Source organism: Sphingomonas sp. So64.6b (assembly GCF_014171475.1).
Taxonomy (GTDB): Bacteria; Pseudomonadota; Alphaproteobacteria; order Sphingomonadales; family Sphingomonadaceae; genus Sphingomonas; species Sphingomonas alpina_A.
The window spans coordinates 1069564-1089821 of the sequence record NZ_CP048817.1; the positions used below are offsets into that span (position 1 = coordinate 1069564).

Sequence of the window (20258 nt, forward strand, 5' to 3'; positions counted from 1 at the left end):
ACGGGCGATCGGGAATTCCGGGACACAGGTTTGCCGCACCGCCCCGGCAGCCGAGCGCGGTCTCACGCCGATCCGTTCGGATATGCGGCAATGCCTGACGAAGCGGCAGGCCACGGAAGCAATAAACCGATTGCGATACGAAATCGGGTCGATCTAGCTTGTCACCGATTGCATATTGCAATCAGATGCGCGCGATGGCCGCGCCGGGAAAGGATGTGGGTATGGCAAAGCTCGTATTCGGGATGAACCAGTCGCTGGACGGCTATGTCGATCATATGGCGTTCGCGCCGAGCCCCGAGTTATTCGACCACTTCATCGCCGAGGCTGAAGGGCAGGCGGGCAGCGTGTATGGGCGCAAGATGTACGAGATCATGCGTTACTGGGACGAGGATCGAACCGAATGGAAGGCGGCGGACCACGGCTTTGCGGCGGCGTGGCGGGCGCAGCCGAAATGGGTCGTCTCGCGATCGTCGCCGTCGGTCGGGCCCAATGCCAGCCTTGTCGAGGGCGATCTCGAGCATGCGATGCGTGCGTTGAAGGCCGAGCGCGAGGGGGAGATCGAAGTTGCCGGTCCGGACCTGGCGCAAAGCCTCACCAGACTTGGCCTGATCGACGAGTATCGTATCTACCTCCACCCCGTCGTGCTTGGCCGGGGCACGCCCTATTTCGCCGGAGCCCGGCCGCCGCTGCGCCTGATGGCTCATGACCGGATTACCGAAGATGTGATCAGGTTGACCTATGTTCCCGCCTGAACTCGTCAGGCGCCGCTGCACCATCCTCCTTCCTGGAGCACCGGCCAGCGCGCCTACGCAGGAGAATGGCTAATTCAATCCGCCACGTCACCGTGGTTGCCTCGTCTTCGAAGGATGCTTGCGGCACACAAACGTGGCGGGGCCTAACGGAACCCTTGTCCGGGCGGCGGGTTCGCCCGATAGGATGTGCGGCACATGCCGCTTCGGCGATGGGAGACAGGAAATGCGGACGGTTTTGATCGGGACGGCGGCGCTGGCGATGCTCGCTCTGGCCGGATGCGACGACAAAAGCATGGAAACCGGTATGCCTCTGGCGGGCGGCGCACATGCGGTGGCGATCCTCAAGACTGCGGCCGGCGCGGATGTCGGCCGAGTCAGCGCGAGCGAAGTCGCGGGCGGCCTGCGCTTCACCATCGACGCCAGGGGCATGCCGGCGGGTACGCACGGCGCGCATGTCCATACGACCGGGCTGTGCGAAGGGCCCGAATTCACCAGCGCGGGCGGCCATTGGAACCCGACCGGCATGAAGCATGGCTCGATGAACCCGCAAGGGCCGCATGAGGGCGACCTGCCCAATCTGATTATTGGTACCGATGGTCGCGGTACGCTCGGCATAACCATTCCGGGCGCGACCATGGCCGGGCTGCTCGATGGCGATGGATCCGCGCTGGTCGTTCATGCCGCTGCCGACGATCTGATGACCGATCCGTCGGGCAACAGCGGCGCGCGCATCGCCTGTGGGGTGTTCGGCGCGAGTTGATCTGGTTCAGCCGAGCGGCCAGCGCCCGATCGGCTCATAGTGGGCGGCGTCGCTGTCGAGATGGCTTTCGTACAGGATGATGTGCGCGATGGCGAAAGGCTCGCTGACCAGGCCGCTATGCGCGGCGAGCCATTCGCTGGTCTCGGCTTGCTGTCCGGCACGCCGGGAGAGGCGGGCCAGCGTGATGTGCGGTCGATAGGCGCGGCCCTCGGGCGGGAGGCCACAGCGGACCAGCGCATGATCGATCTTGCGGTGCAGCGCGGCGAGCGGCTCGTGTGGCAGGACCCCTGCCCATAGGCTGTCATTGCCGCTTTGCGGATCGAACCGGCCGACGCCGGAGAGGCGCAGGTCGAGCGCCTGCGCCTGGATGCTGCCCAGCGTCACGGCGATGTCCTCGGCCATGTGGCGATCGACTTTGCCGATATAACGCAGCGTCAGGTGAAGCTGCTCGTCATCTTGCCAGCGCGCATCGGGAACGCCGTCCATGATGAGGTCAAGCGTCTCACGGATCGGGGGGGGAGGGCGGAGCGCGACGAACAGGCGGTGCATCCGCTTCGTCTAGCCCGGACCGCATGGGCAACGCCAACCGCTTTCGCTTGAAAAAAAGCCCCGGACCGACGATATTGACGCTTATCCGGCATGAGGCCGGGCATAGGAGTTACTTCGACATGGCTAACTGGTCCGACCCCCGGCCGAACGCCGCGAACTTCGCGACGACGGGCGCGCGTACGGAAACGTACGATGCGGGTCTTCGCGCCTATATGCTGTCCGTCTATAATTACATGACGTCGGGCATCCTGCTGACCGGTGTGGTCGCGATGTTGTTCGCATCGACCGGCTATGCCGAGGCGGTGTTCTTGAACCCCGGCATCCTGAAATACGTCATCATGTTTGCGCCGCTCGGCTTCGTCTTCGCGATGAGCTTCGGCCAGGGCCGGATGTCGTTCCCGACGTTGCAAGCGATGTTCTGGGGCTTCGCGATCGCGATGGGGCTGTCGCTCTCGACCGTGTTCCTGCAATATACCGGAACGTCGATCGCCGGCGCTTTTTTCGCGACCGCATCGGGCTTTGCTGCCCTGTCGCTCTATGGATACACCACCAAGCGCGATCTGTCGGCGTTCGGTACCTTCCTGATCATGGGCCTGGTCGGCCTGATCGTCGCCAGCGTTGTCAGCATATTCCTGGCGCCCGAGGCGCAGCGTATGATGACTCTGATCATCAGTGCGGTCGGCGTGCTGCTGTTCGCGGGCCTTACCGCTTATGATACGCAGCGCACCAAGAGCATCTACGCACATGTCGCGGGCACCGCTGATGAGGGCCGTACGGTCATTATGTCGGCGCTGTCGCTGTATCTCGACTTCATCAACATGTTCCTGTTCATCCTGCGTCTCTTCGGTTCCAGCCGGAACTAAGGCAGGCGAAATGGTTCGGCGAAAGGCCTGGCGGGGAAACCTGCCGGGCCTTTTTCTTTGCGCGTGCGTTGGGGATGTTGAGCGAAGTCATTTCGCTTACATCTCGCTCCTCTAAGCAAGCTCAATCATCCATCGCGCCGTACCGGTGCGATCGGGATTCTCCGGGAACATCAATGCGCCTCTCGATCGACGTCATGCTGGATTATTTCGTCGACGACAGTGCGGAAGTGCTGTTGCAGATCGAGGCGGCGGCGATGGCCGATCAGTGGCTCGAACATCAGGATTTGCGCATCTATTGCAACGATCCGTTGCGCGCGGTGCCGGGCGAGGATGGGATTGGGCAGCGCACCTGGGCGCGTGGCACCGGGTCTTTTCAAGCGGAATATCGCGCGACTGTGGTGATCGACCGGGCCGGCGTCGATCTTTCGACTCTGCCGCCGACCGCGATGGCCGAGCTGCCGGCTGAAGCGATCCCCTATCTGTTGCCGAGCCGTTATTGCGAATCCGATCGGTTCGAGGGATTCGTGCAAAGCGAATTTGCCGGGATCGAAGGCGGCGCACTGGCCTCCGCGATCGGCACATGGGTGCGCGAGCATCTGACTTATGCGTCGGGCTCGAGCAGCGGGGTGACCACCGCGATGATGACGTTTGCCGACCGGCGCGGCGTATGCCGCGATTATGCCCATCTGCTGGTCGCGCTGGCCCGGGCGGGAGGCATTCCGGCGCGCTGCGTCTCTGCTTATGCGCCCGGCGTCGATCCGCCGGATTTCCACGCGGTCGCCGAAGTGTGGCTGGCCGGCAGCTGGCATTTGATCGATGCGACGGGCATGGCCAGCTGCGACGAGATCGCTCGCGTGGCGGTCGGTCGCGATGCGACCGATATCGCGTTCATGACTGTGTTCGGCACCGCAACGATGTACGCGCAGACCGTAAAAGTCACTCGCCTGGACGACCATATCGGAACGACCGCGCAAACCGATCGTTCTGTTACCGCAACAGCCGAGAGAGGATTGGCCATGAGCGATGACAGCAAGACGATCGACCCAAAGGCGCTCGACAGCCTGTCGGTCGCACCGCCCGAGCCAGACGAGAATGACCAGATCCACCATCCGCGCCAGAATGCCGGCCAGGATGAATCGATCAAGAAGCGTTTGGAGAAGAATCCGGAGGACGAGGAAGCACGGCTCGATGCGGCGCTGGACGAGTCGATGGATGCGTCGGATCCGCCGGCATCGACTCAACCGGTGCACAACAATGCGCCGGCCGTGTCGTCGGGTTTTGACGCCGATGCAGAAGAGAAGATCCAGAAGAACCGCGACTGACCCGCCCGCGGTTCGGGCTTTCCGCCAAAAATTGTTGCGTAAACGTCGCACCTGACGACCTTTTTGTCCGCAACAATCCATTCATCGCAACCTTTGTTGCGTCGCAGCACGAACTATGATTCCATGCTTAACGCCGGACGACACGGCGTTAAGCATGGTGTTAACCATCTTGGCGCATGATCCGCTCCGGTCCAACAATGCGGGCGGGGTGACGACATGGGTTCCAGGATGAAACCGGCCAACGGTGCGATGACCTTGGCGGAAATGAAGGAATTTGCCGGGTTCAGTTCGGCGACGCAGCGTTATGTACGCCGCTCGCTCGATATCGGGCTTGATCGCGACGATGCGATGGCGCGCTGGTCGCGCGACATAGTCGAAGCGGCGAGCATCCGTGCCCAGGCGAGGCTCTACGAGCGCCTGCCTGACATTCGCGCCATGGTGCCCGACGATAGCGGCCTCGACGCGGTCGAGCCGTTCCTCGCGCCGCTGATGACGGTCACCGCGTTCGATCTGGGGCAGGAGCGGCTGACCACTTTTTCGGCGTATCGCTTCCTTTATGAGCGGTTGATCGGCGCCGATGTGCGGCCCTGGCTGCCGGCTGCCTTTTGTTCGGCCTCGGCCTTGCCGCATCTCCATCCCGACCTGCGGCGAAAATTGCTGCAGTCGATCAGCGAAGCCGCGGCGACCGCGTCGGGCTGGTCCAACCGGGCACCGGCGTTCTTCCCGAAATGGGTTGAGAAGGTCGACATGGCGGCTCTGCCGAACTGACTTGGCCGAACTGATCGCCAACTGATCGCTTGCCGCTAACGGCACGATCGCCAGCTCATCTGGCCCCGCTCGGCCTGATCGAGGTGGAAATGATCGCGATGCGCCGCATTGTAATCGGGCGAGAGCGCGGTCGAGAACAGGCGGCACGCGCCGTTGCGTACAGCGCGCAGGAACGTGCCCTTGTCCCCGGTATCGGCCCAGTCGGCGAGCACGGTGATCTTCGTGCCGTCCTCCAGTGTGAAGCCGGCGATATCGATCGCGTCCGCCGTTGCGTGTTCGCTCAGCGAGCCCGTCGCCCGGCCATACATGTTGCGGCAATTATAACTGCCGAGATGATCGATGCTGGCGACGCGCTGACCGAAGAAGCGGCGCGCCTCGGGCTGCACGACATTCCATTCCCACACCGAGAGGGCGGCCGCGACCGGGCATGATGTGCCAAGCTCTGCCGGTTCGAATGCGATCCGCCGTGCACCGCCCGCATCGAAGCGGACGCCATCGCGGTAACCGCATCGGCCCGCGCTGACCGGCGCGAGCGCAGTATATCGCACCCCGGCGCGGTCGAGCAGGGCGCGGCATTTGGGGAAATCATGAGTCAGGCCGGCAAGTTTGCGTCCGGTGAACATGCCGACCGGCTGCGACAGGTCGAGCGGAGTCCAGGGCAAGTCCTGCGGTCGCCCACGCAACGCAGCGAAGACCGCCAGGAAGAATACCAGCATGATCGCGCCCGCGACGGCGGCGCCGGCGATGCGCCGCACCGCGTGCATCAGGCGCGCCCGGCCTCGACCTCAAACCCGATCTCAACCACGCATCGCACTCGCGATCGTTTCCGAAGCGACCGGATAACCGATGTCATGTGGGATGCAGAGATAGTCTTCGCCGCCGCGCTGTTCGATCCACGGCGTGACCGTCCTGATCGGATGGCGGATCGTATCGTCGACCGCTTCAGCGAAGCTGCGATATTGTGCGAGCCGTTCGAGATTGCGCCGCGTCGGAAAGATGATTCTCGCCCGGCCGGCGTCGGCGTCATCGAGCACTTGCTGCGCCGTCGTCCATAATACCCGGACATTCTCCGTCGCATCGACCTCGGGCAACGGCGCGTTTGCCGGCAGCCGGGCGAGATAGAAACGCGTGTCGAAGATACGCATATTGGCATGGCGCGGCAGCCAGCGCGCATAGGGCACGAGCGATGACGGATTAAGCGACAGGCCGGCATCGGCCAGTGCCTCGCCGAACGAGGTGCCCGCATGAAGCGCCGCACGCAGTGCGGCGAGCTCTTCTGCTGTTGGTACCGGCTCAAGCCCGATCGGCATCGCGACTTCCTCGATCGTCTCGCGGATCGCGGCGATGCGCCCCGCCGTATCTTCGCGATCGCCTCCCAGGATCGTCGCGAGCGAATGATCGCCCGGGTCGATGCGTCCGCCGGGGAAGACCAGGGCACCCGCGGCGAAGACCATCGCCTTGGCGCGTTCGACCATCAGCAATTCAGGCGCGCCGCCCGGACGTTCGCGGAACAGCACCAGCGTCGCTGCAGGAATGGCTTCGAGAAATTCGTCGGTCATGGGTTGGATGTAGTATCGCCCGGGCGGTGGCGATAGTTCCCTTGGCAGCGGCGCTGGATTGCCGCTATCCATTGCGGCCATGAACCATATCGCTCTTCGCGCGCTGTTCGGCGCCGCCCTGATCGCCTTCATCCCCGCCACCGCCCAGGCAAAGCTCAGCGCAGCCGAGGCGCGCATGGCGAAGACGGTCGATGCCGAATATGAGCGCTCGGTCGCGCTGCTGCAGAAGCTGGTCGACCAGAACAGCGGCACGATGAACTTCGCCGGCGTCGATGCGGTCGGCAAGATGATGCGCGCCGAACTCGAGCCACTCGGTTTCACCGTGGAATGGAAAACCCAAGCCGCCGCCAATCGCGCCGGCCACCTGATCGCGACCAAGACCGGCAAGCCCGGCGCGAAAAAGCTGTTGCTGATCGGCCATCTCGATACCGTGTTCGAGAAGGATTCACCGTTCCAGAAATTTACCCGCAAGGGTGAAAAAGGCGAGGGGCCCGGCGCCGGCGACGACAAGGGCGGCATGGTCGTGATGCTCGCCGCGTTGCGCGCGATGCAGGCGGCGGGGACGCTCAAGGACGCCAATATCGAGATCATGCTGTCGGGTGACGAGGAGGATGCGGGCGACCCCATAGAAGTTGCTCGTGCCGACCTGATCGCGGCGGGCAAGCGCGCCGATGTCGCGCTCGATTTCGAAGGGCTGTCGATCGAGGACGGCAAGGATATGGGTTCGATCGCACGGCGGTCGTCCAACACCTGGACGATCACCACCATCGGCAAGACCGGCCATTCCTCGCTGATCTTCTCGAACGAATATGGCGACGGCGCGATCAACGAGATGACGCGCATCCTGGCGGCATTCCGCAAGGAATTGCCCGAACCCAATCTGACCTTCAACACCGGGATCATTGCCGGCGGGTCGAGCGCTGCGCTCGACGCCGATGCGGTGCGCGCGACTGCGGCGGGCAAGGGCAATATCATTCCGCAAACGGCGGTCGCACGTGGCGATTTCCGCACTTTGTCGCCCGAGCAGACCGACCGTGTCCGCGCCAAGATGCAGGCGATCGTCGCGGCGCACGCGCCGGGCACCGATGCGAAGATCGCGTTCGATCCGGGCAGCTATCCGGCAATGGCGCCGACCGCGGGCAACAAGGCGCTGCTTGACGCACTCAATGTCGTGAACAAGGATCTCGGTCTTGAAACGATGGCGGCGCTCGATCCGCTCAAGCGCGGTGCGGGCGACATTTCCTTTGTCGCGAGCGATGTCGACGGGCTGATCGGGCTCGGTACCAGCAGCAGCGGCGATCATGCGCCCGGCGAGACGGTCGATCTCGACAGTATCCGCCGCCAGGGCAAGCGCGCGGCGATCCTGATGACCCGGCTTTCGGCCGCCAAATGAGCGACGCGACAACCATCGAGGATCTGCCACCCCACCACAAAGCGACGCAGAGTGAGAAGCTCGTCATCGCGGCATCGTCGCTCGGCACGGTGTTCGAATGGTACGACTTCTACCTGTACGGCCTGCTCGCGACGATCATCACCGCGCAATTCTTCTCCGGCGTGAATGAGACGACCGGGTTCATCTTCGCGCTGGCGGCGTTCGCGGCGGGTTTCGCCGTACGGCCGTTCGGGGCGCTTCTTTTCGGCCGGATCGGTGATTTGGTCGGGCGCAAGAATACGTTTCTCGTCACCATGGGCATCATGGGCTTGTCGACCTTCGTCGTCGGCCTGTTGCCAAGCTATGCGACGATCGGCGTCGCCGCGCCGATCCTGCTGGTGGTTCTCCGCCTGTTACAGGGCCTTGCGCTCGGCGGCGAATATGGCGGCGCGGCGACCTATGTCGCGGAACATGCGCCGAACCATCGCCGCGGGCTTTACACCAGCTTCATTCAGACCACGGCGACGCTCGGCCTGTTCGCGGCGTTGCTGGTGGTGATCGGCGTGCGCACCGCGATCGGCGAAGCGGCGTTCGCCGACTGGGGCTGGCGCGTGCCATTTATCGTTTCGATCATATTGCTCGGCGTTTCGCTGTGGATCCGCATGCAGCTCGAGGAAAGCCCGGTTTTCCTCACGATGAAGGCCGAAGGCAAGGGATCGAAGGCGCCGCTGACCGATGCGTTCGCCAAATGGGGCAACCTTCGCATCGTTATCATCGCGCTGGTCGGTGCGGTCGCGGGGCAGGCAGTGGTCTGGTACACCGGGCAATTCTACGCGCTGTTTTTCCTCGAAAAGATGCTCAAGGTCGATGGCGCGACCGCCAATATCCTGATTGCTATCGCGCTTGCGCTGGGCACACCATTCTTCCTGATCTTCGGCTGGCTGTCCGACAAGATCGGACGCAAGCCGATCATCCTGGCGGGCTGCGCGCTGGCCGCGCTGACTTATTTCCCGTTGTTCCATGCGCTGACCTACGCAGCCAATCCGGCGCTCGCTGCGGCACAGGCAAGTGCCCCCGTCAGCGTCGTCTCCTATGACGATAAATGTTCGTTCCAGTTCGACCCGATTGGCAAGAATCGTTTCGAATCCTCAAGTTGCGATGTCGCCAAATCCTATCTCGCCAAGGCTGGCGTACCCTATCAGGCGGAGCAGGTGCTGGCCCCGGGCGTCCGTCGCCTGACCGCGATCACGATCGGTCAGGAAGTCTATTCGATCGTCGACCCGGCAACCATGACCGCAGCCGCCCGAAAGACCGCGATCGCGACCTTTCAGGGTGAAGTGAAAGCCGGCCTCACCAAGGCCGGCTACCCCCCCAAGGCCGATCCGGCGCGGATCGACAAACCGATGGTGGTCGCGATCCTGTTCGTTCTCGTCCTGCTGGTGACTGCCGTCTACGGACCGATCGCCGCACTGCTGGTCGAACTGTTCCCGACCAACATCCGCTACACCTCGATGTCGCTGCCCTATCATATCGGCAATGGCTGGTTCGGCGGTTTCCTGCCGACCACCGCGTTCGCGATGGTCGCCGCGACCGGCGATATCTATTACGGCCTGTGGTATCCGATCATCGTCGCGGGGCTGACCGTCATCCTCGGCCTGTTCCTGCTGCCCGAGACCTTCCGGCGCAGCATCGACTGAGGCGAGGCCGGATCAGGCGCCGACCAGCTCGAGCAGTCCCTCGAACAATCGGCGGCCGTCGCTGCCGCCATGCGCTGCCTCGATGCGGCGTTCCGGGTGGGGCATCATGCCCAGCACGTTGCCGCTCGCATTGATCACGCCGGCGATGTCGCGCGCCGAGCCGTTGACCCTGCCGTAGTAACGGAACGCCACCCGGCCTTCGCCTTCAAGGCGGTCGAGCGTCGCTGTATCAGCGAAGAAATTGCCGTCATGATGCGCGACGGGAATGGTGATTTTCTCGCCCTGGGCGTAGCGGCTGGTGAAGATCGACTGGGAATTCTCGACCGTCAGCTTGACGTCGCGGCATACGAAATCGATCCCGGCATTGCGCATCAGCGCCCCTGGCAGCAGGCCGGCTTCGGTCAGCACCTGGAAACCGTTGCACACGCCGAGCACCGGCACACCGCGACCCGCCGCGTCGATTACTGCACGCATGATCGGGGAGCGCGCCGACATCGCGCCCGAACGCAGATAATCGCCATAGGAAAAGCCGCCGGGCAGCGCGATCAGGCCGAGATCGTCGGGCAGGTCGGTATCGCCGTGCCACACCATCGTCGGCGCGGTGCCGCTGACATCGCGAATCGCCACCGCCAGATCGCGGTCGCAGTTCGATCCGGGAAAGACGATGACTGCGGATTTCATACCCGTTCCACCCGATAATTTTCGATCACTGTGTTGGCGAGCAGCTTACGGCACATCTCGTCGATCGTCGCGTCGTCGGTCGAATCGGCGACATCGAGCTCGATCAGCTTGCCCGCCCGCACGTCATTGACCCCGGCAAAACCCAGGCCGTCGAGCGCTTTGTGGATCGCCTTGCCCTGCGGATCCAGCACGCCGGATTTCAGCGTGACGAAGATGCGGAGTTTCATGGGCAGATCCTGATGCTTTTGGCGGGCACGGGTCCTATGGCGAGGCCGCCCGCGTGCCGCAAGCTTCATCGCTCGTTTACGAATTGCGCGCGATGTTCGCCGCGGCGAATCGCGCTGAAGCGAGGCGCCATTCGGGGAATCACACCATGGCCACCCTCGCAATGACCATGTTCGTCGCGCTGTTCGCGTTCGGCGGGCAATATTTCGGCTGGACCGACCCGGTCGGCCGGGTTCAGCTCGCTTTGTTCAGCGCCTTTGTGTTCGGCATCATCTGCGGGTACCGCGTGAAGGGATAAGGCCTATTTGCCCTTGCTCTTGCGGTGCTTTTCAAGGTCTAGCACGGCACCGTCGGCGCCTTCGGGCATCAGGCCAAGACGACGCGCAACTTCCTGATATGCCTCAACTTCGCCGCCGAGATCACGGCGAAAACGATCCTTGTCGAGCTTCTCGTTGGTTTCCATATCCCAAAGTCGGCAACCGTCCGGGCTGATCTCGTCGGCGAGAATGACTCGCGCATAGTCATTGTCCCAGATGCGGCCGAATTCGAGCTTGAAGTCGACCAGGCGGATGCCGATCCCGGCGAACAGGCCGCACAGGAAATCGTTCACGCGTATCGCCAGGTCGGCGATGTCGTGCATCTCCTCCTGGCTAGCCCAGCCGAACGCCGCGATATGTTCGTCGGTGATCATCGGATCGCCGAGCGCATCGTCCTTGTAATAATATTCGATGATCGTGCGGGGCAGCTGTGTGCCCTCCTCGATCCCGAGCCGCGTCGAAAGCGAACCCGCCGCGACATTGCGAATCACCACCTCGACCGGAATGATCTCGACCTGACGGATCAGCTGCTCGCGCATATTGAGGCGGCGAATGAAATGGGTCGGCACGCCGATCAGGCCGAGCAGGGTGAAGATATGTTCGCTGATCCGGTTGTTAAGTACGCCCTTGCCGCTGATCGTGCCCTTTTTCTGGGCGTTGAAGGCGGTCGCATCGTCCTTGAAATACTGGATCAGCGTACCCGGCTCCGGACCCTCGTACAGGATCTTTGCCTTGCCTTCGTAGATTTGGCGGCGGCGAGCCATGCGGCATTACCCCTGAAAAGACGGTCACGAAAAGACAGCCCCGGCGGCGCGGGTGCGCGGGCCGGGGCCAGGAACGCGGAGCTATACGCCAAGCGTTTCAGAGGCGCAATTATTCAACACCATCCAATTTCGCCGCAGCCGGCCGGCGGCGCGGCCGAAACCGCCGCCAGGCGAGCCAGCCGAGCAGCAAGAGAAGTCCCGGTGGGCCGAAGATCGCGATCGCGCCGAGCACCACGGCAATGGTGATTTGGACCGATCCGATTCCGGTATCGAGTGCACTGCTCAGTGGCGCACTGGCGTCGAAGCCACGGATCGCCTTGCCCGATTCATAATTGAAGGTCATCGGCGTGGTGGCGAGGCTCTCGCGCTGTTCCGCGCGGCTGTCATCGGTCGCGCTGATATTCTGCACGATCTCCGCACGTTGCCGCTGCAACTCGGCGCGCTCGCTGGCGGTCAGTTTGGGCTTGGCCAATTCGCCATCGATGCGGCGTAGTTCGTCCGAAGCGCGGCTGCGCTGCGTGGTCAGCCGGTCGATCGCCGCGCCGGCATCGGTGCCGGTAATCTCTGCATCGACCAGCGCGCCCTTCGCTGTAGTGACTTGGGCGATGGCGTTTTTACCGAACTCACGCGCGATGGTCGGATCGAGCTTGAACGACAGCATCGCTTCAATGTTGTTCTCGCCGAGCAGGCGATAGCGCATGCCGGTAATCCGGCACCGCGCGATGCCGAGCTTCTCGCACGCTGTCGCATGCGCCTCCTGCGAAGCGGAGATGCTCGTTGAGGGCAGGCGAAAGGCGTAGCGATAGGTGAAGGCGACGCCGGGTGCTGCGGTGACTGCAATGCCTGGAGGTGCCTGTTCCGCCACATCCGCTGTGGTCATGTCGGCTCTGGCTGTTTCGGAAGCTTCAGGGGCGCGACTACAGGCCGCGAGCGCAAGGGGAATTGTCACCAACAGCAAGCCACGCATCGCCGATCTCCCGTTGAATTCGATACAACATCACATTGATGGAAGATCAAGTCAACGTGAAAACCTACCGCTTTGCCGCACTCTTTATCTTGAGTGCTGCACGGATCAGGCGTTTGGCTTCCGACCAGGCGGCGGTTTCTGGCGCAACGAGTTCAACATGACCGGTATTCGGCACGATGTGCAGGGTCGCTCTGTCGCCGGCCTTCTTCGCCTGCTCTTCATATCCGGTGCCGAGCCGGATCGGGATGATGCTGTCCTCGCGGCCATTGACCAGATCCTGCGGCACGCCAAGCGGCAACAGGCGTGGGACCGACGTATCGGCATAGACGTCACTGCGCGTGGGGGAGGGCACGCCGACCAACCGCGCGATCACCTCGGTACCGCAGCCATTGTCGGGGCTGGCGGCGGTCGCTTCGAGATCGGGCAGGCCGCCAAGGCTGATGACATGGGCGATGGCGATCGGCTTGCTGGTGTGAAGCGGGCTGTTCCGGGGCAAATTGGCGCGCGCGGCCAGCCATAGCGCGAGGTGACCACCGGCCGAATGTCCGACCGCGACGATATGTTTCGTGTCGAGGTGGAAGTGGGTCGCGTTGGTGCGCAGCGCGTCCGCCGCCGCCGCAGTGTCGAGGAAGGTGCCGGGGTATCCGCCACCCGTACGGTCGATCCCGCGATAATCGATATTCCACACCGCGATTCCGTCCCGGCGCAAATCGTCGGCGATCCAGTTCATCAGGCTGCGGTCGGCGATGCTCGTTGTCCAGCATCCGCCATGGACCATCAGCACGGTGGGATGTTTTTTCTTACCGTGGCGACCGCCGGCCGGAAGCCAGACATCGACCTTTTGCAGATGGTCGGCGCCATAATCGATCGTGGCATCGGGCTTGGGCTGAGGGCGACCGGTCAGGTCGGGCCAGGTCAGCAGCTTCGGTTCGGCGGCTTTGGACATGGTCGGGGTGAACGCGAGAAGCGCGACGAGAGCAAGCCTGAACATGCGCCATCTTAGCCCTGCTTGACCTTGTTGTCGAAAGCCTATCGGGGCTGGCTCAGCCCGGAATGAGGAGGTTGTTCAGGCAAGTCGTGCGATATGCCGGCCGCGAGGGAAACGGCCGGCATCCGCGCCGCGCGATCAATGCCTGGCCGCCGTCCTGGTTTTCGAGCGAGGGCGCCAGGGCGCGTCGAACTGCTGGGCGTTCAGCCGATTGAACGTATGACCAATGGCATGAAATAACCGATCGACCGCAGCGCTGAGTTCGCCATGATGGTCGGCCCATGCGGCGCTCTGATAATCGTCACGCATTGTCTTTCTCCTTGTCTGTTTGAGGATGCTGACAACGCGAATATGCTCGCCTAGCAGGCCGTCCGCCAACAAATCGTTGGACAGGATCGACAAGCCAGCCTTATCAAGTCGCCATGCGCCGCATTCCCCCGCTCGCCGCCGTCCGCGTCTTCGAGGCGGCGGCGCGTCACGAGAATTTCACCGCCGCAGCGGCGGAACTGGGCATGACCCAGGCCGCGGTCAGTTATCAGATCAAATTGCTCGAGGAGCGGCTCGGCGTGCCGCTGTTCCGTCGCGAAAAGAAACGCGTGCTGCTGACCGATGCGGGACGGCGCGTTTCGCCGCAGGTGGTGCGCGCGTTCGACGCGCTCGATTCGGCATTCGGGTCGCTCCGCGCGGAGGATGAGGCACTGCTCACCGTGTCCACCACCAACACCTTTGCCAATACCTGGCTGGCATGGCGGCTGGGCGGGTTTCAGATGGCGCATTCCGACATGGCGGTGCGGCTGCTGACCAGTGACGTGTTGGACGATTTCGTATCGGGCGATGTCGATGTGGCGATCCGCACTGGGCAGGGGGAATGGCCGGACGTTGCGCGGGAATTGCTGCTGCCGATCGACTTCACGCCGATGTGCAGCCCGGATTTCCTCGCCCAGCATGGCGGCAAGATCCTTCCCGCCGATCTGACGTCGCTGCCACAGATCAGCCCGCAGGATACATGGTGGTCGCTATGGTTGCGCGAAGCCGGCATCGATGTTCCCCAAGGCCCGCCCCGTCTCGGCGTGCGGCTCGATTCGCAAGCGCATGAAGGCCATGCCGCCATGGCCGGGCAGGGCGTGGCGATGCTCACGCCATTCTTCTGGCGCAACGATATCGCCGAGGGGCGGCTGGTGCGGCTATCCGATCAGGCGTCGACGCGCGGTTATGCCTATTGGCTGGTCTATCCCGAGCATCGTCGTAACGCGCCGAAGATCCGGCGCTTCCGCGACTGGCTGGTCAGCGAAATCGCGCGCGACCGCGGGCTGGATGCCTTGCCGCCGAAGGGGTGATTCGTACGCTGAGCGCGCACTGCGCATGTCCGCGTTGCGTACCCGCGCGCCTTCTTTCTCCAGGACGTCACGGACGGATCTGGATGCGCGACTCCGCGCGTTGCAGCCAGGCCTCCGCCGCGATCAGGTTCGGAACCCAAGCGAGGAACGAGATGGCGCGGTACCAAGGCAGAAACTGCAGGTCCAAGGCCATGACCAGCGGCAAATAGAGCCGCAGCGTGACGGCGGCCAGAGTGAGCGCCCAGGAGCGGATCATCCAGCGACGGTGTTCGGCGAAGCGGCCCTGCACGGCCGCGCGCCAGCCCAACAGAGTCACCGCGATCCAGATGACGGCGAGGCTGCCAAAGCCCGCCGAGGCGATCGGGCCTGCGGCCGAGCCAAATGCCAGGATCAGCCCCGCCGTGCCACCGACCAGGCATCCGATCACATAAACTCGCCCAATCCAGCGGTGCGGTGGCCCCGAGCCTTGACGCAAGGCGGGCAGGAACTGCAGCGAGCCAAGCGCCAGCGCAGTAACCGCGCCGGCGACATGAATGAAGAGCCACGGAACCCCGAACGGGTTGTGCAACGCCTGGGCCTGCGTCTGCGGCGGGTGCAGCAGGAAGCGTGCTGAATAGGCCGCGATCCCCAGGCAGAGGATGGTCAGCAGAATCCAGGCGGCGCGGGCGGGCCAGGACATGGTCCTGGTCCTGGTCGGGAGCGTGGCGACGGTGGTGGTCAAGCGGCGTATCCTTGTTGGCGATCTCGCCGAACGTCGTTGCCGGCCAGGCGGCGGCTCGCTAGGCCTTGCTTCGCGAACGGTGCCAGGATTGCGCGAACGGGGCGGCATGGACGATAAGGCAAGGGGGCAGGGCGGGGCGGCAACTGCGCGACGGTGGGCGATCGACCTCGCAATACTGGTCGCGATCGGCTTGCTGATGGGGTTCCTCGGCCCCTTCGCTTCGGAGCGCGCGCCGATCGTCGGGCGCTATGTCTACTGGATGATCTGCATCGTCGGCGGTGGGCTGATCGGGGTCGTGGCGGACGTGCTGTTGAGCCGGTACATGGCCGCGACCTGGCGGCGGGTGGCGGTGGTCTCGGTGCTGATGACGCCGGCTGTATCGCTGCTGGTCATGACCACCGAGCACTACCTTATGGGCGGACTGTTCGGCTGGCTGGGCTACCGGCGGCTGCTCTGGCAGGTATGGCCAATCTTGCTGGCGGTGATGGTGGTCCGGGCCCTGGCCTGGCGGCGCTTGCCTGTGCGGGTCGAGACGCGAACCGTCATCGCCCCGCCGCTGCCCGAGACCGAAGCAATCTTTCGGCGGCGGCTTTCCGCGAAACGTCGCGGGGCGCAGCTAATCGCGATCGAGGCGCATGACCATTACCTGAAGGTCCATACCGACGCCGGCGTGGAGCTTATCACGCTTCGTTTCGCCGACGCGCTGGATGAACTGACGCGAGCCCATGGCTGGCGCGTCCACCGCTCATGGTGGGTAGCGGCTGACGCGGTGGAGGACGTGCGCTGGCGGCGTGGCGCAGGGGAGATGCGCCTAGTCGGCGGCGTCATGGTGCCGGTGAGCCGAACCTATGCTCCGGTGTTGAAGGAGGCCGGCTGGATATAGTGGCTGTGATGACCCCGCTGCGATCGCAACAGCGGGTACGGCAGCGCCTAACGGCTTGCGCTACGGTCTATTCGTAGATGGCCCATTGAGCGTCCATACGCGCGGCAGCTATTGCCGGCTTGCGATCCACAGTGACCATCCAGGTTGCCCCGGCGGCAGCGTAAGGAAAGGTGAACTGAACATGTGCCGGTCCCCACGGCGCATCGGCGGGTTTGCGGTCGCCGACATAATAGGGTTCGCCTCTTGGGTTTACTTGTTCGACGGAGCCGAGTGCGCTCCAGTCAATTGAAGCTAAGGTCTGCCTGGGATTCGAACCGCACGCACCTTTCTGGCCCTTGCACCTGACGGTGATCTTGCGTGGTCGGGAGGCGAGCGCAAAGGCATTGCGGGCCTGTGCAACCAGAGCGGCGGCTTGCTGCAGACTGAGGCCCCCGGTTTCGAAACCTGATGCTTGCGCGGGAGCAGTGGCACATGTTGCAGCGGTCGCCACGCCGGTCGGGGGCACCCAGAGTCGATCATATTCCTCGATATTCACAGGATGGGTCGGCACCGCGTCGACATAGGGCTTCGCGTCAGGATCGGATTTCATCTCGATGTCGAATACGTGTGACCGACATAGCTTGGCGTCGAAGGGCACCATTTGCTCTACCAGCCAGAGCCGATTGAGGCTTTTGCTTGGGGGTGTCAGCGCACCCCGGCCGTTGAATATGACATCTACGATCGGGCCAAGCTTGCGGTCGGGCATCAAGCGACCGGCAAGGGAGGTCGGCGACATCGCCGTGGCCTCGCCCAGCGTCACGGACGGCGGGAGAGGCGAGGCGGCTTGCAGGAGAAGTGCGAGTATCATCTTGGAGGAAGTCCTGTCACGGTCCAGGCTAGCCTCTGAGCCAACACCTTACCAGCCCGGCGGTGGATCCGACGTGTCATTGGGCATCGCTAAGAAACGTCAGCTATGCGTCATTGTCGGTAATTCAGCGGCCACATCGACAATCTCGAAAGCGGTTGCATGTTGAGAAGCTGCAGCAGGCCCGGCTTTCCGCTGCCAACATTGAGGGCGACCTGTCGCACGTCAGTCACGCGATATTGAAAGCCCTGCGAGAAGTGGCGCGTGCGCGGTTAGCTTGCGAGACACGAACTCGGTGAAGAGCCGCACGCGTTTCGTCTTGCGTGTCTCACCCTGGGTGAGAATCCAGAGCGTTCCGTACAGGTGCAGGTCGGTGCCTGGCACCCTCGCAAGTAGCGGGTCGGCATCTCCGACGAAGCATGGCAGCGTCGCGATCCCGAGCCCTTGCCGTAGAGCAACGATCTGCGCCGCCGCGTCCGTGGTCCTGAAGGGAACCCCGGTGGTGCGAACCTCACCCTCGCCGGCCCACTCCGGAATGCCATGCATGGTTATGACGATCCACCGGATGGGATCAGGCGCGCCCGCACGCCACGCGTCCAGCCGATCCCAGGATATATAGACGCCACCGAACAGCTCCGGTCCCTTCATGCCATGAAGGTTGAGCGGCAGGGTTTTGCGATCATAGACGACGCGGATCGCCACGTCGGCCTCCCGGTTGGTCAAGTTGGCCAGCTCGCCGGACGTCAAGATGTCCATCTCGATGTCCGGATGCAGCCGCGCGAAATCGGCGAAGTCCGGGACGAGCAGATGTGTTGCAAGGATCGGTGTCAACGTCACCCGCAGGAGCCCGCGCACGCTCTGGTCGCGCCCCAGGACGCGCGTCTCCAACTGGTGCGATGACGCCTCCATCTGCTCCGCGAACTCGAGGACTTCCTCGCCCGCGTCCGTCAGGCGATAGCCCGAGGGCAGCTTTTCGAACATCTGCGCTCCGAGGCGCTCCTCAAGCTGGGCGATGCGGCGCAGCACGGTCGCGTGATTCACGCCGAGGCGCTTGGCGGCGGCCCGCACCGAGCCGCCGCGCGCGGCGGCTAGAAAATAACGAACGTCATCCCAGTCGATCATGGTGCATTCCCGCGCCGCAAGTCCCGCTTCCAAAGCGCCGTCTAGCACTTTGAGCCGTCGTGCGCGCCGTAATCTCAGCGTTCAATCTCCTGTCTGGATCGTTTTCGCACCACGGATGTGCGCGATTCAGCACTCACCGCCTGACTTCGGCGGACCCATTTTGAGGCTCTTGGGGGACCTCTCCCTGCTGCCAAAGACCCAAGATGGCGCAACGAAGGATGCACGATATGACGAGATTGAATGGAAAGACCGCCGTCGTCACAGGCGGCGCCACCGGCATCGGCTTCGCCGCAGCAAAGCGATTTATCGAGGAAGGCGCCTTCGTCTTCATCTTCGGCCGCCGGCAGGAATCGCTCGACACGGCTGTGGCCGAGCTTGGGCCCAGTGCCCGCGCGGTGAAGGGTTCCGTCTCGGATGAAGTCGACCTCGACCGGCTCTACGCTGCGGTGAAGGCCGAGCGCGGAAGCCTCGACATCGTCTTTGCCAATGCCGGGGCGGGAGGCCCCCTGGCGCTCGGCCAGATCACTGCCGAGCACATCGACAAAACCTTCGACACCAACGTGAAGGGTACGATCTTCACTGTCCAAAAGGCTTTGCCACTGATGGGCCCGGGCGGTTCGATCATCCTGACCGGATCGAGCGCCGGCACCACGGGCGCGCCGGGATTCACTGCCTACAGCGCCAGCAAGGCGGCAGTGCGCAATCTCGCGCGGACCTGGGCGGAGGACCTGAAGGGCACCGGCATTCGGGTCAACGTGCTGTCGCCCGGCGCGACGGCGACCGAACTCGCGAAAGAGGCGCTGGGCGCGGAAGGCCAAAAGGCCTTCGCCGCGATGACGCCGCTCCAGCGCATGGCCGATCCGGCGGAAATCGGGGCCGTGGCCGCTTTTCTCGCGTCGTCGGACAGCAGTTTTATGACCGCCAGCGAAGTCGCCGTCGACGGCGGCTTGGCACAACTCTGACCACAGCTCGGTCTCATGCCGGCCCCCACACAACGAAGGATAAACCTATGAAAAAGCTAGAAGGCAAGGTCGCCGTCATCACGGGCGGCAGCAGCGGGATCGGGTTGGCCACAGCCAAGCGCTTCGCGGAAGAAGGCGCGCACGTCGTGATCACCGGGCGGCGAGAGAAAGAGCTGAAGGACGCCGCAGCCTTCATCACGGAAAACGTCACGACGGTCGTGGGCGACGTGTCGCGCCTGGAAGATCTGGACCGGCTCTACGCCATCGTGAAAGAGAAACATGGTCACATCGACATTCTCTTCGCGAACGCGGGCGCGGGGACGATCGCACCGCTCGCGGTCGCTACCGAGGCCCATTTTGACCAGACGTTCGACGTGAACGTGAAGGGGCTGTTCTTCACGGTTCAGAAGGCTCTTCCTCTGTTCAGGGACGGCGGTTCGATCATCCTGACCTCTTCGGTCTCGAACGTGTTGGGGCTGCCAGGGTTCAGCGCCTACGCCGCGAGCAAGGCGGCTGTGCGTAACTTCGCGCGCGCTTGGACACTGGAGCTCAAAGACCGAAAAATCCGTGTGAATTCAATGAGCCCCGGACCAACCGAGACTCCAGCCTTGGAGACAACGACGGGCCTTACCCCTGAGCAAGCCAAGCAAGCGGCCGCCCAGTTTGCCTCACAAATCCCAATGGGTCGCAGAGGCAAGCCAGAGGAAATCGCGGATGCCGTCACGTTCCTCGCCTCCGATGAAAGTTCATACATCACCGGCGTGGATCTCGCCGTCGATGGAGGCATGGCGCAGGTCTGACCCCG

Annotated in this window: 23 protein-coding genes and 1 pseudogene; 12 read left to right on the plus strand and 12 right to left on the minus strand. The window is 63.5% G+C overall.

What is annotated here, in order from left to right:
* Nucleotides 1–221 precede the first annotated feature (221 nt).
* Entirely contained in the window at nt 222–752 is a 531-nt protein-coding gene (locus tag G4G27_RS05015; RefSeq protein ID WP_183112324.1) for a dihydrofolate reductase family protein, read from the plus strand.
* Nucleotides 753–975: 223 nt separating this feature from the next.
* Nucleotides 976–1512 (plus strand): superoxide dismutase family protein, encoded by a 537-nt coding sequence (locus G4G27_RS05020; protein ID WP_183112325.1) that lies wholly within the window; start codon nt 976–978, stop codon nt 1510–1512.
* A gap of 6 nt (nt 1513–1518) precedes the next feature.
* Here the strand turns inward: G4G27_RS05020 and thpR are convergent, their stop codons facing one another.
* Nucleotides 1519–2061, minus strand: a complete 543-nt coding sequence (thpR, locus tag G4G27_RS05025; RefSeq protein WP_183112326.1) for an RNA 2',3'-cyclic phosphodiesterase — start codon at nt 2059–2061, stop codon at nt 1519–1521.
* A gap of 119 nt (nt 2062–2180) precedes the next feature.
* On the opposite strand from thpR, the gene G4G27_RS05030 reads away from it, so the two are divergent.
* The 3 genes and pseudogenes from G4G27_RS05030 (at nt 2181) to G4G27_RS05040 (ending at nt 5014) form a co-directional block, all read left to right on the plus strand.
* The gene (locus G4G27_RS05030) at nt 2181–2924 is read left to right on the plus strand and encodes a Bax inhibitor-1/YccA family protein (RefSeq protein ID WP_183112327.1); all 744 of its coding nucleotides are present in this window, start codon (nt 2181–2183) and stop codon (nt 2922–2924) included.
* A 173-nt stretch (nt 2925–3097) separates the two neighbouring features.
* Nucleotides 3098–3871: pseudogene (locus G4G27_RS05035) on the plus strand (transglutaminase family protein); the annotation flags it as partial.
* Between the two features lie 591 nt (nt 3872–4462).
* Nucleotides 4463–5014 (plus strand): hypothetical protein, encoded by a 552-nt coding sequence (locus G4G27_RS05040; RefSeq protein WP_183112329.1) that lies wholly within the window; start codon nt 4463–4465, stop codon nt 5012–5014.
* Nucleotides 5015–5049: 35 nt separating this feature from the next.
* Here G4G27_RS05040 and G4G27_RS05045 read toward each other — a convergent pair whose 3' ends face one another.
* Together G4G27_RS05045 and G4G27_RS05050 are read right to left on the minus strand one after the other, a co-directional pair.
* Nucleotides 5050–5730 (minus strand): extensin family protein, encoded by a 681-nt coding sequence (locus G4G27_RS05045; RefSeq protein ID WP_244624677.1) that lies wholly within the window; start codon nt 5728–5730, stop codon nt 5050–5052.
* Nucleotides 5731–5811: 81 nt separating this feature from the next.
* Complete coding sequence (locus G4G27_RS05050; protein WP_183112331.1) at nt 5812–6573, minus strand: NUDIX hydrolase; 762 nt, start codon at nt 6571–6573, stop codon at nt 5812–5814.
* 79 nt (nt 6574–6652) lie between these two features.
* On the opposite strand from G4G27_RS05050, the gene G4G27_RS05055 reads away from it, so the two are divergent.
* Together G4G27_RS05055 and G4G27_RS05060 are read left to right on the plus strand one after the other, a co-directional pair.
* Nucleotides 6653–7966 carry a M20/M25/M40 family metallo-hydrolase gene (locus G4G27_RS05055; protein ID WP_183112332.1) on the plus strand — a complete coding sequence of 438 codons (1314 nt, stop codon included), beginning with the start codon at nt 6653–6655 and terminating at the stop codon, nt 7964–7966.
* The gene (locus G4G27_RS05060; protein WP_183112333.1) at nt 7963–9642 is read left to right on the plus strand and encodes an MFS transporter; all 1680 of its coding nucleotides are present in this window, start codon (nt 7963–7965) and stop codon (nt 9640–9642) included. Before G4G27_RS05055 ends, G4G27_RS05060 begins: the two co-directional genes overlap by 4 nt.
* 12 nt (nt 9643–9654) lie before the next feature.
* Here the strand turns inward: G4G27_RS05060 and purQ are convergent, their stop codons facing one another.
* The gene (purQ, locus tag G4G27_RS05065; RefSeq protein WP_183112334.1) at nt 9655–10323 is read right to left on the minus strand and encodes a phosphoribosylformylglycinamidine synthase subunit PurQ; all 669 of its coding nucleotides are present in this window, start codon (nt 10321–10323) and stop codon (nt 9655–9657) included.
* Entirely contained in the window at nt 10320–10550 is a 231-nt protein-coding gene (purS, locus tag G4G27_RS05070) for a phosphoribosylformylglycinamidine synthase subunit PurS (protein ID WP_183112335.1), read from the minus strand. Before purS ends, purQ begins: the two co-directional genes overlap by 4 nt.
* Nucleotides 10551–10696: 146 nt before the next feature.
* Here purS and G4G27_RS05075 point away from each other — a divergent pair, with 146 nt between their 5' ends.
* Nucleotides 10697–10846 (plus strand): hypothetical protein, encoded by a 150-nt coding sequence (locus G4G27_RS05075; protein WP_183112336.1) that lies wholly within the window; start codon nt 10697–10699, stop codon nt 10844–10846.
* 3 nt (nt 10847–10849) lie between these two features.
* Here the strand turns inward: G4G27_RS05075 and purC are convergent, their stop codons facing one another.
* From purC to G4G27_RS05095, 4 genes are all read right to left on the minus strand, one after another.
* A complete protein-coding gene (purC, locus tag G4G27_RS05080; RefSeq protein ID WP_183112337.1) occupies nt 10850–11629 on the minus strand; it encodes a phosphoribosylaminoimidazolesuccinocarboxamide synthase in 780 nt (259 codons plus the stop codon).
* Nucleotides 11630–11738: 109 nt separating this feature from the next.
* Nucleotides 11739–12509 carry a hypothetical protein gene (locus tag G4G27_RS05085; protein WP_183112338.1) on the minus strand — a complete coding sequence of 257 codons (771 nt, stop codon included), beginning with the start codon at nt 12507–12509 and terminating at the stop codon, nt 11739–11741.
* A gap of 151 nt (nt 12510–12660) precedes the next feature.
* On the minus strand, nt 12661–13587 hold the full coding sequence (locus tag G4G27_RS05090) for an alpha/beta hydrolase (RefSeq protein ID WP_183112339.1): 927 nt from the start codon (nt 13585–13587) through the stop codon (nt 12661–12663).
* Between the two features lie 135 nt (nt 13588–13722).
* Entirely contained in the window at nt 13723–13986 is a 264-nt protein-coding gene (locus G4G27_RS05095; protein ID WP_183112340.1) for a hypothetical protein, read from the minus strand.
* Between the two features lie 20 nt (nt 13987–14006).
* On the opposite strand from G4G27_RS05095, the gene G4G27_RS05100 reads away from it, so the two are divergent.
* Nucleotides 14007–14921 carry a LysR substrate-binding domain-containing protein gene (locus G4G27_RS05100; protein ID WP_183112341.1) on the plus strand — a complete coding sequence of 305 codons (915 nt, stop codon included), beginning with the start codon at nt 14007–14009 and terminating at the stop codon, nt 14919–14921.
* Between the two features lie 67 nt (nt 14922–14988).
* Here G4G27_RS05100 and G4G27_RS05105 read toward each other — a convergent pair whose 3' ends face one another.
* A complete protein-coding gene (locus G4G27_RS05105) occupies nt 14989–15600 on the minus strand; it encodes a DUF2306 domain-containing protein (RefSeq protein WP_183112342.1) in 612 nt (203 codons plus the stop codon).
* Here G4G27_RS05105 and G4G27_RS05110 point away from each other — a divergent pair.
* Nucleotides 15599–16525 carry a LytTR family DNA-binding domain-containing protein gene (locus G4G27_RS05110; RefSeq protein WP_244624561.1) on the plus strand — a complete coding sequence of 309 codons (927 nt, stop codon included), beginning with the start codon at nt 15599–15601 and terminating at the stop codon, nt 16523–16525. The two genes, G4G27_RS05105 and G4G27_RS05110, sit on opposite strands and share 2 nt — an antisense overlap.
* Nucleotides 16526–16592: 67 nt before the next feature.
* Here the strand turns inward: G4G27_RS05110 and G4G27_RS05115 are convergent, their stop codons facing one another.
* Nucleotides 16593–17300, minus strand: coding sequence for a hypothetical protein (locus G4G27_RS05115; protein WP_210275216.1), 708 nt, complete (start codon nt 17298–17300; stop codon nt 16593–16595).
* A gap of 294 nt (nt 17301–17594) precedes the next feature.
* Nucleotides 17595–18491 (minus strand): LysR family transcriptional regulator, encoded by an 897-nt coding sequence (locus tag G4G27_RS05120; RefSeq protein ID WP_183112344.1) that lies wholly within the window; start codon nt 18489–18491, stop codon nt 17595–17597.
* A gap of 227 nt (nt 18492–18718) precedes the next feature.
* Between G4G27_RS05120 and G4G27_RS05125 the strand changes: the two genes are divergently transcribed.
* Both G4G27_RS05125 and G4G27_RS05130 read left to right on the plus strand, forming a co-directional pair.
* Nucleotides 18719–19453 carry an SDR family oxidoreductase gene (locus G4G27_RS05125; RefSeq protein ID WP_183112345.1) on the plus strand — a complete coding sequence of 245 codons (735 nt, stop codon included), beginning with the start codon at nt 18719–18721 and terminating at the stop codon, nt 19451–19453.
* A 47-nt stretch (nt 19454–19500) separates the two neighbouring features.
* Nucleotides 19501–20253 carry a glucose 1-dehydrogenase gene (locus G4G27_RS05130; RefSeq protein ID WP_183112346.1) on the plus strand — a complete coding sequence of 251 codons (753 nt, stop codon included), beginning with the start codon at nt 19501–19503 and terminating at the stop codon, nt 20251–20253.
* The last annotated feature ends 5 nt before the right edge of the window (nt 20254–20258 follow it).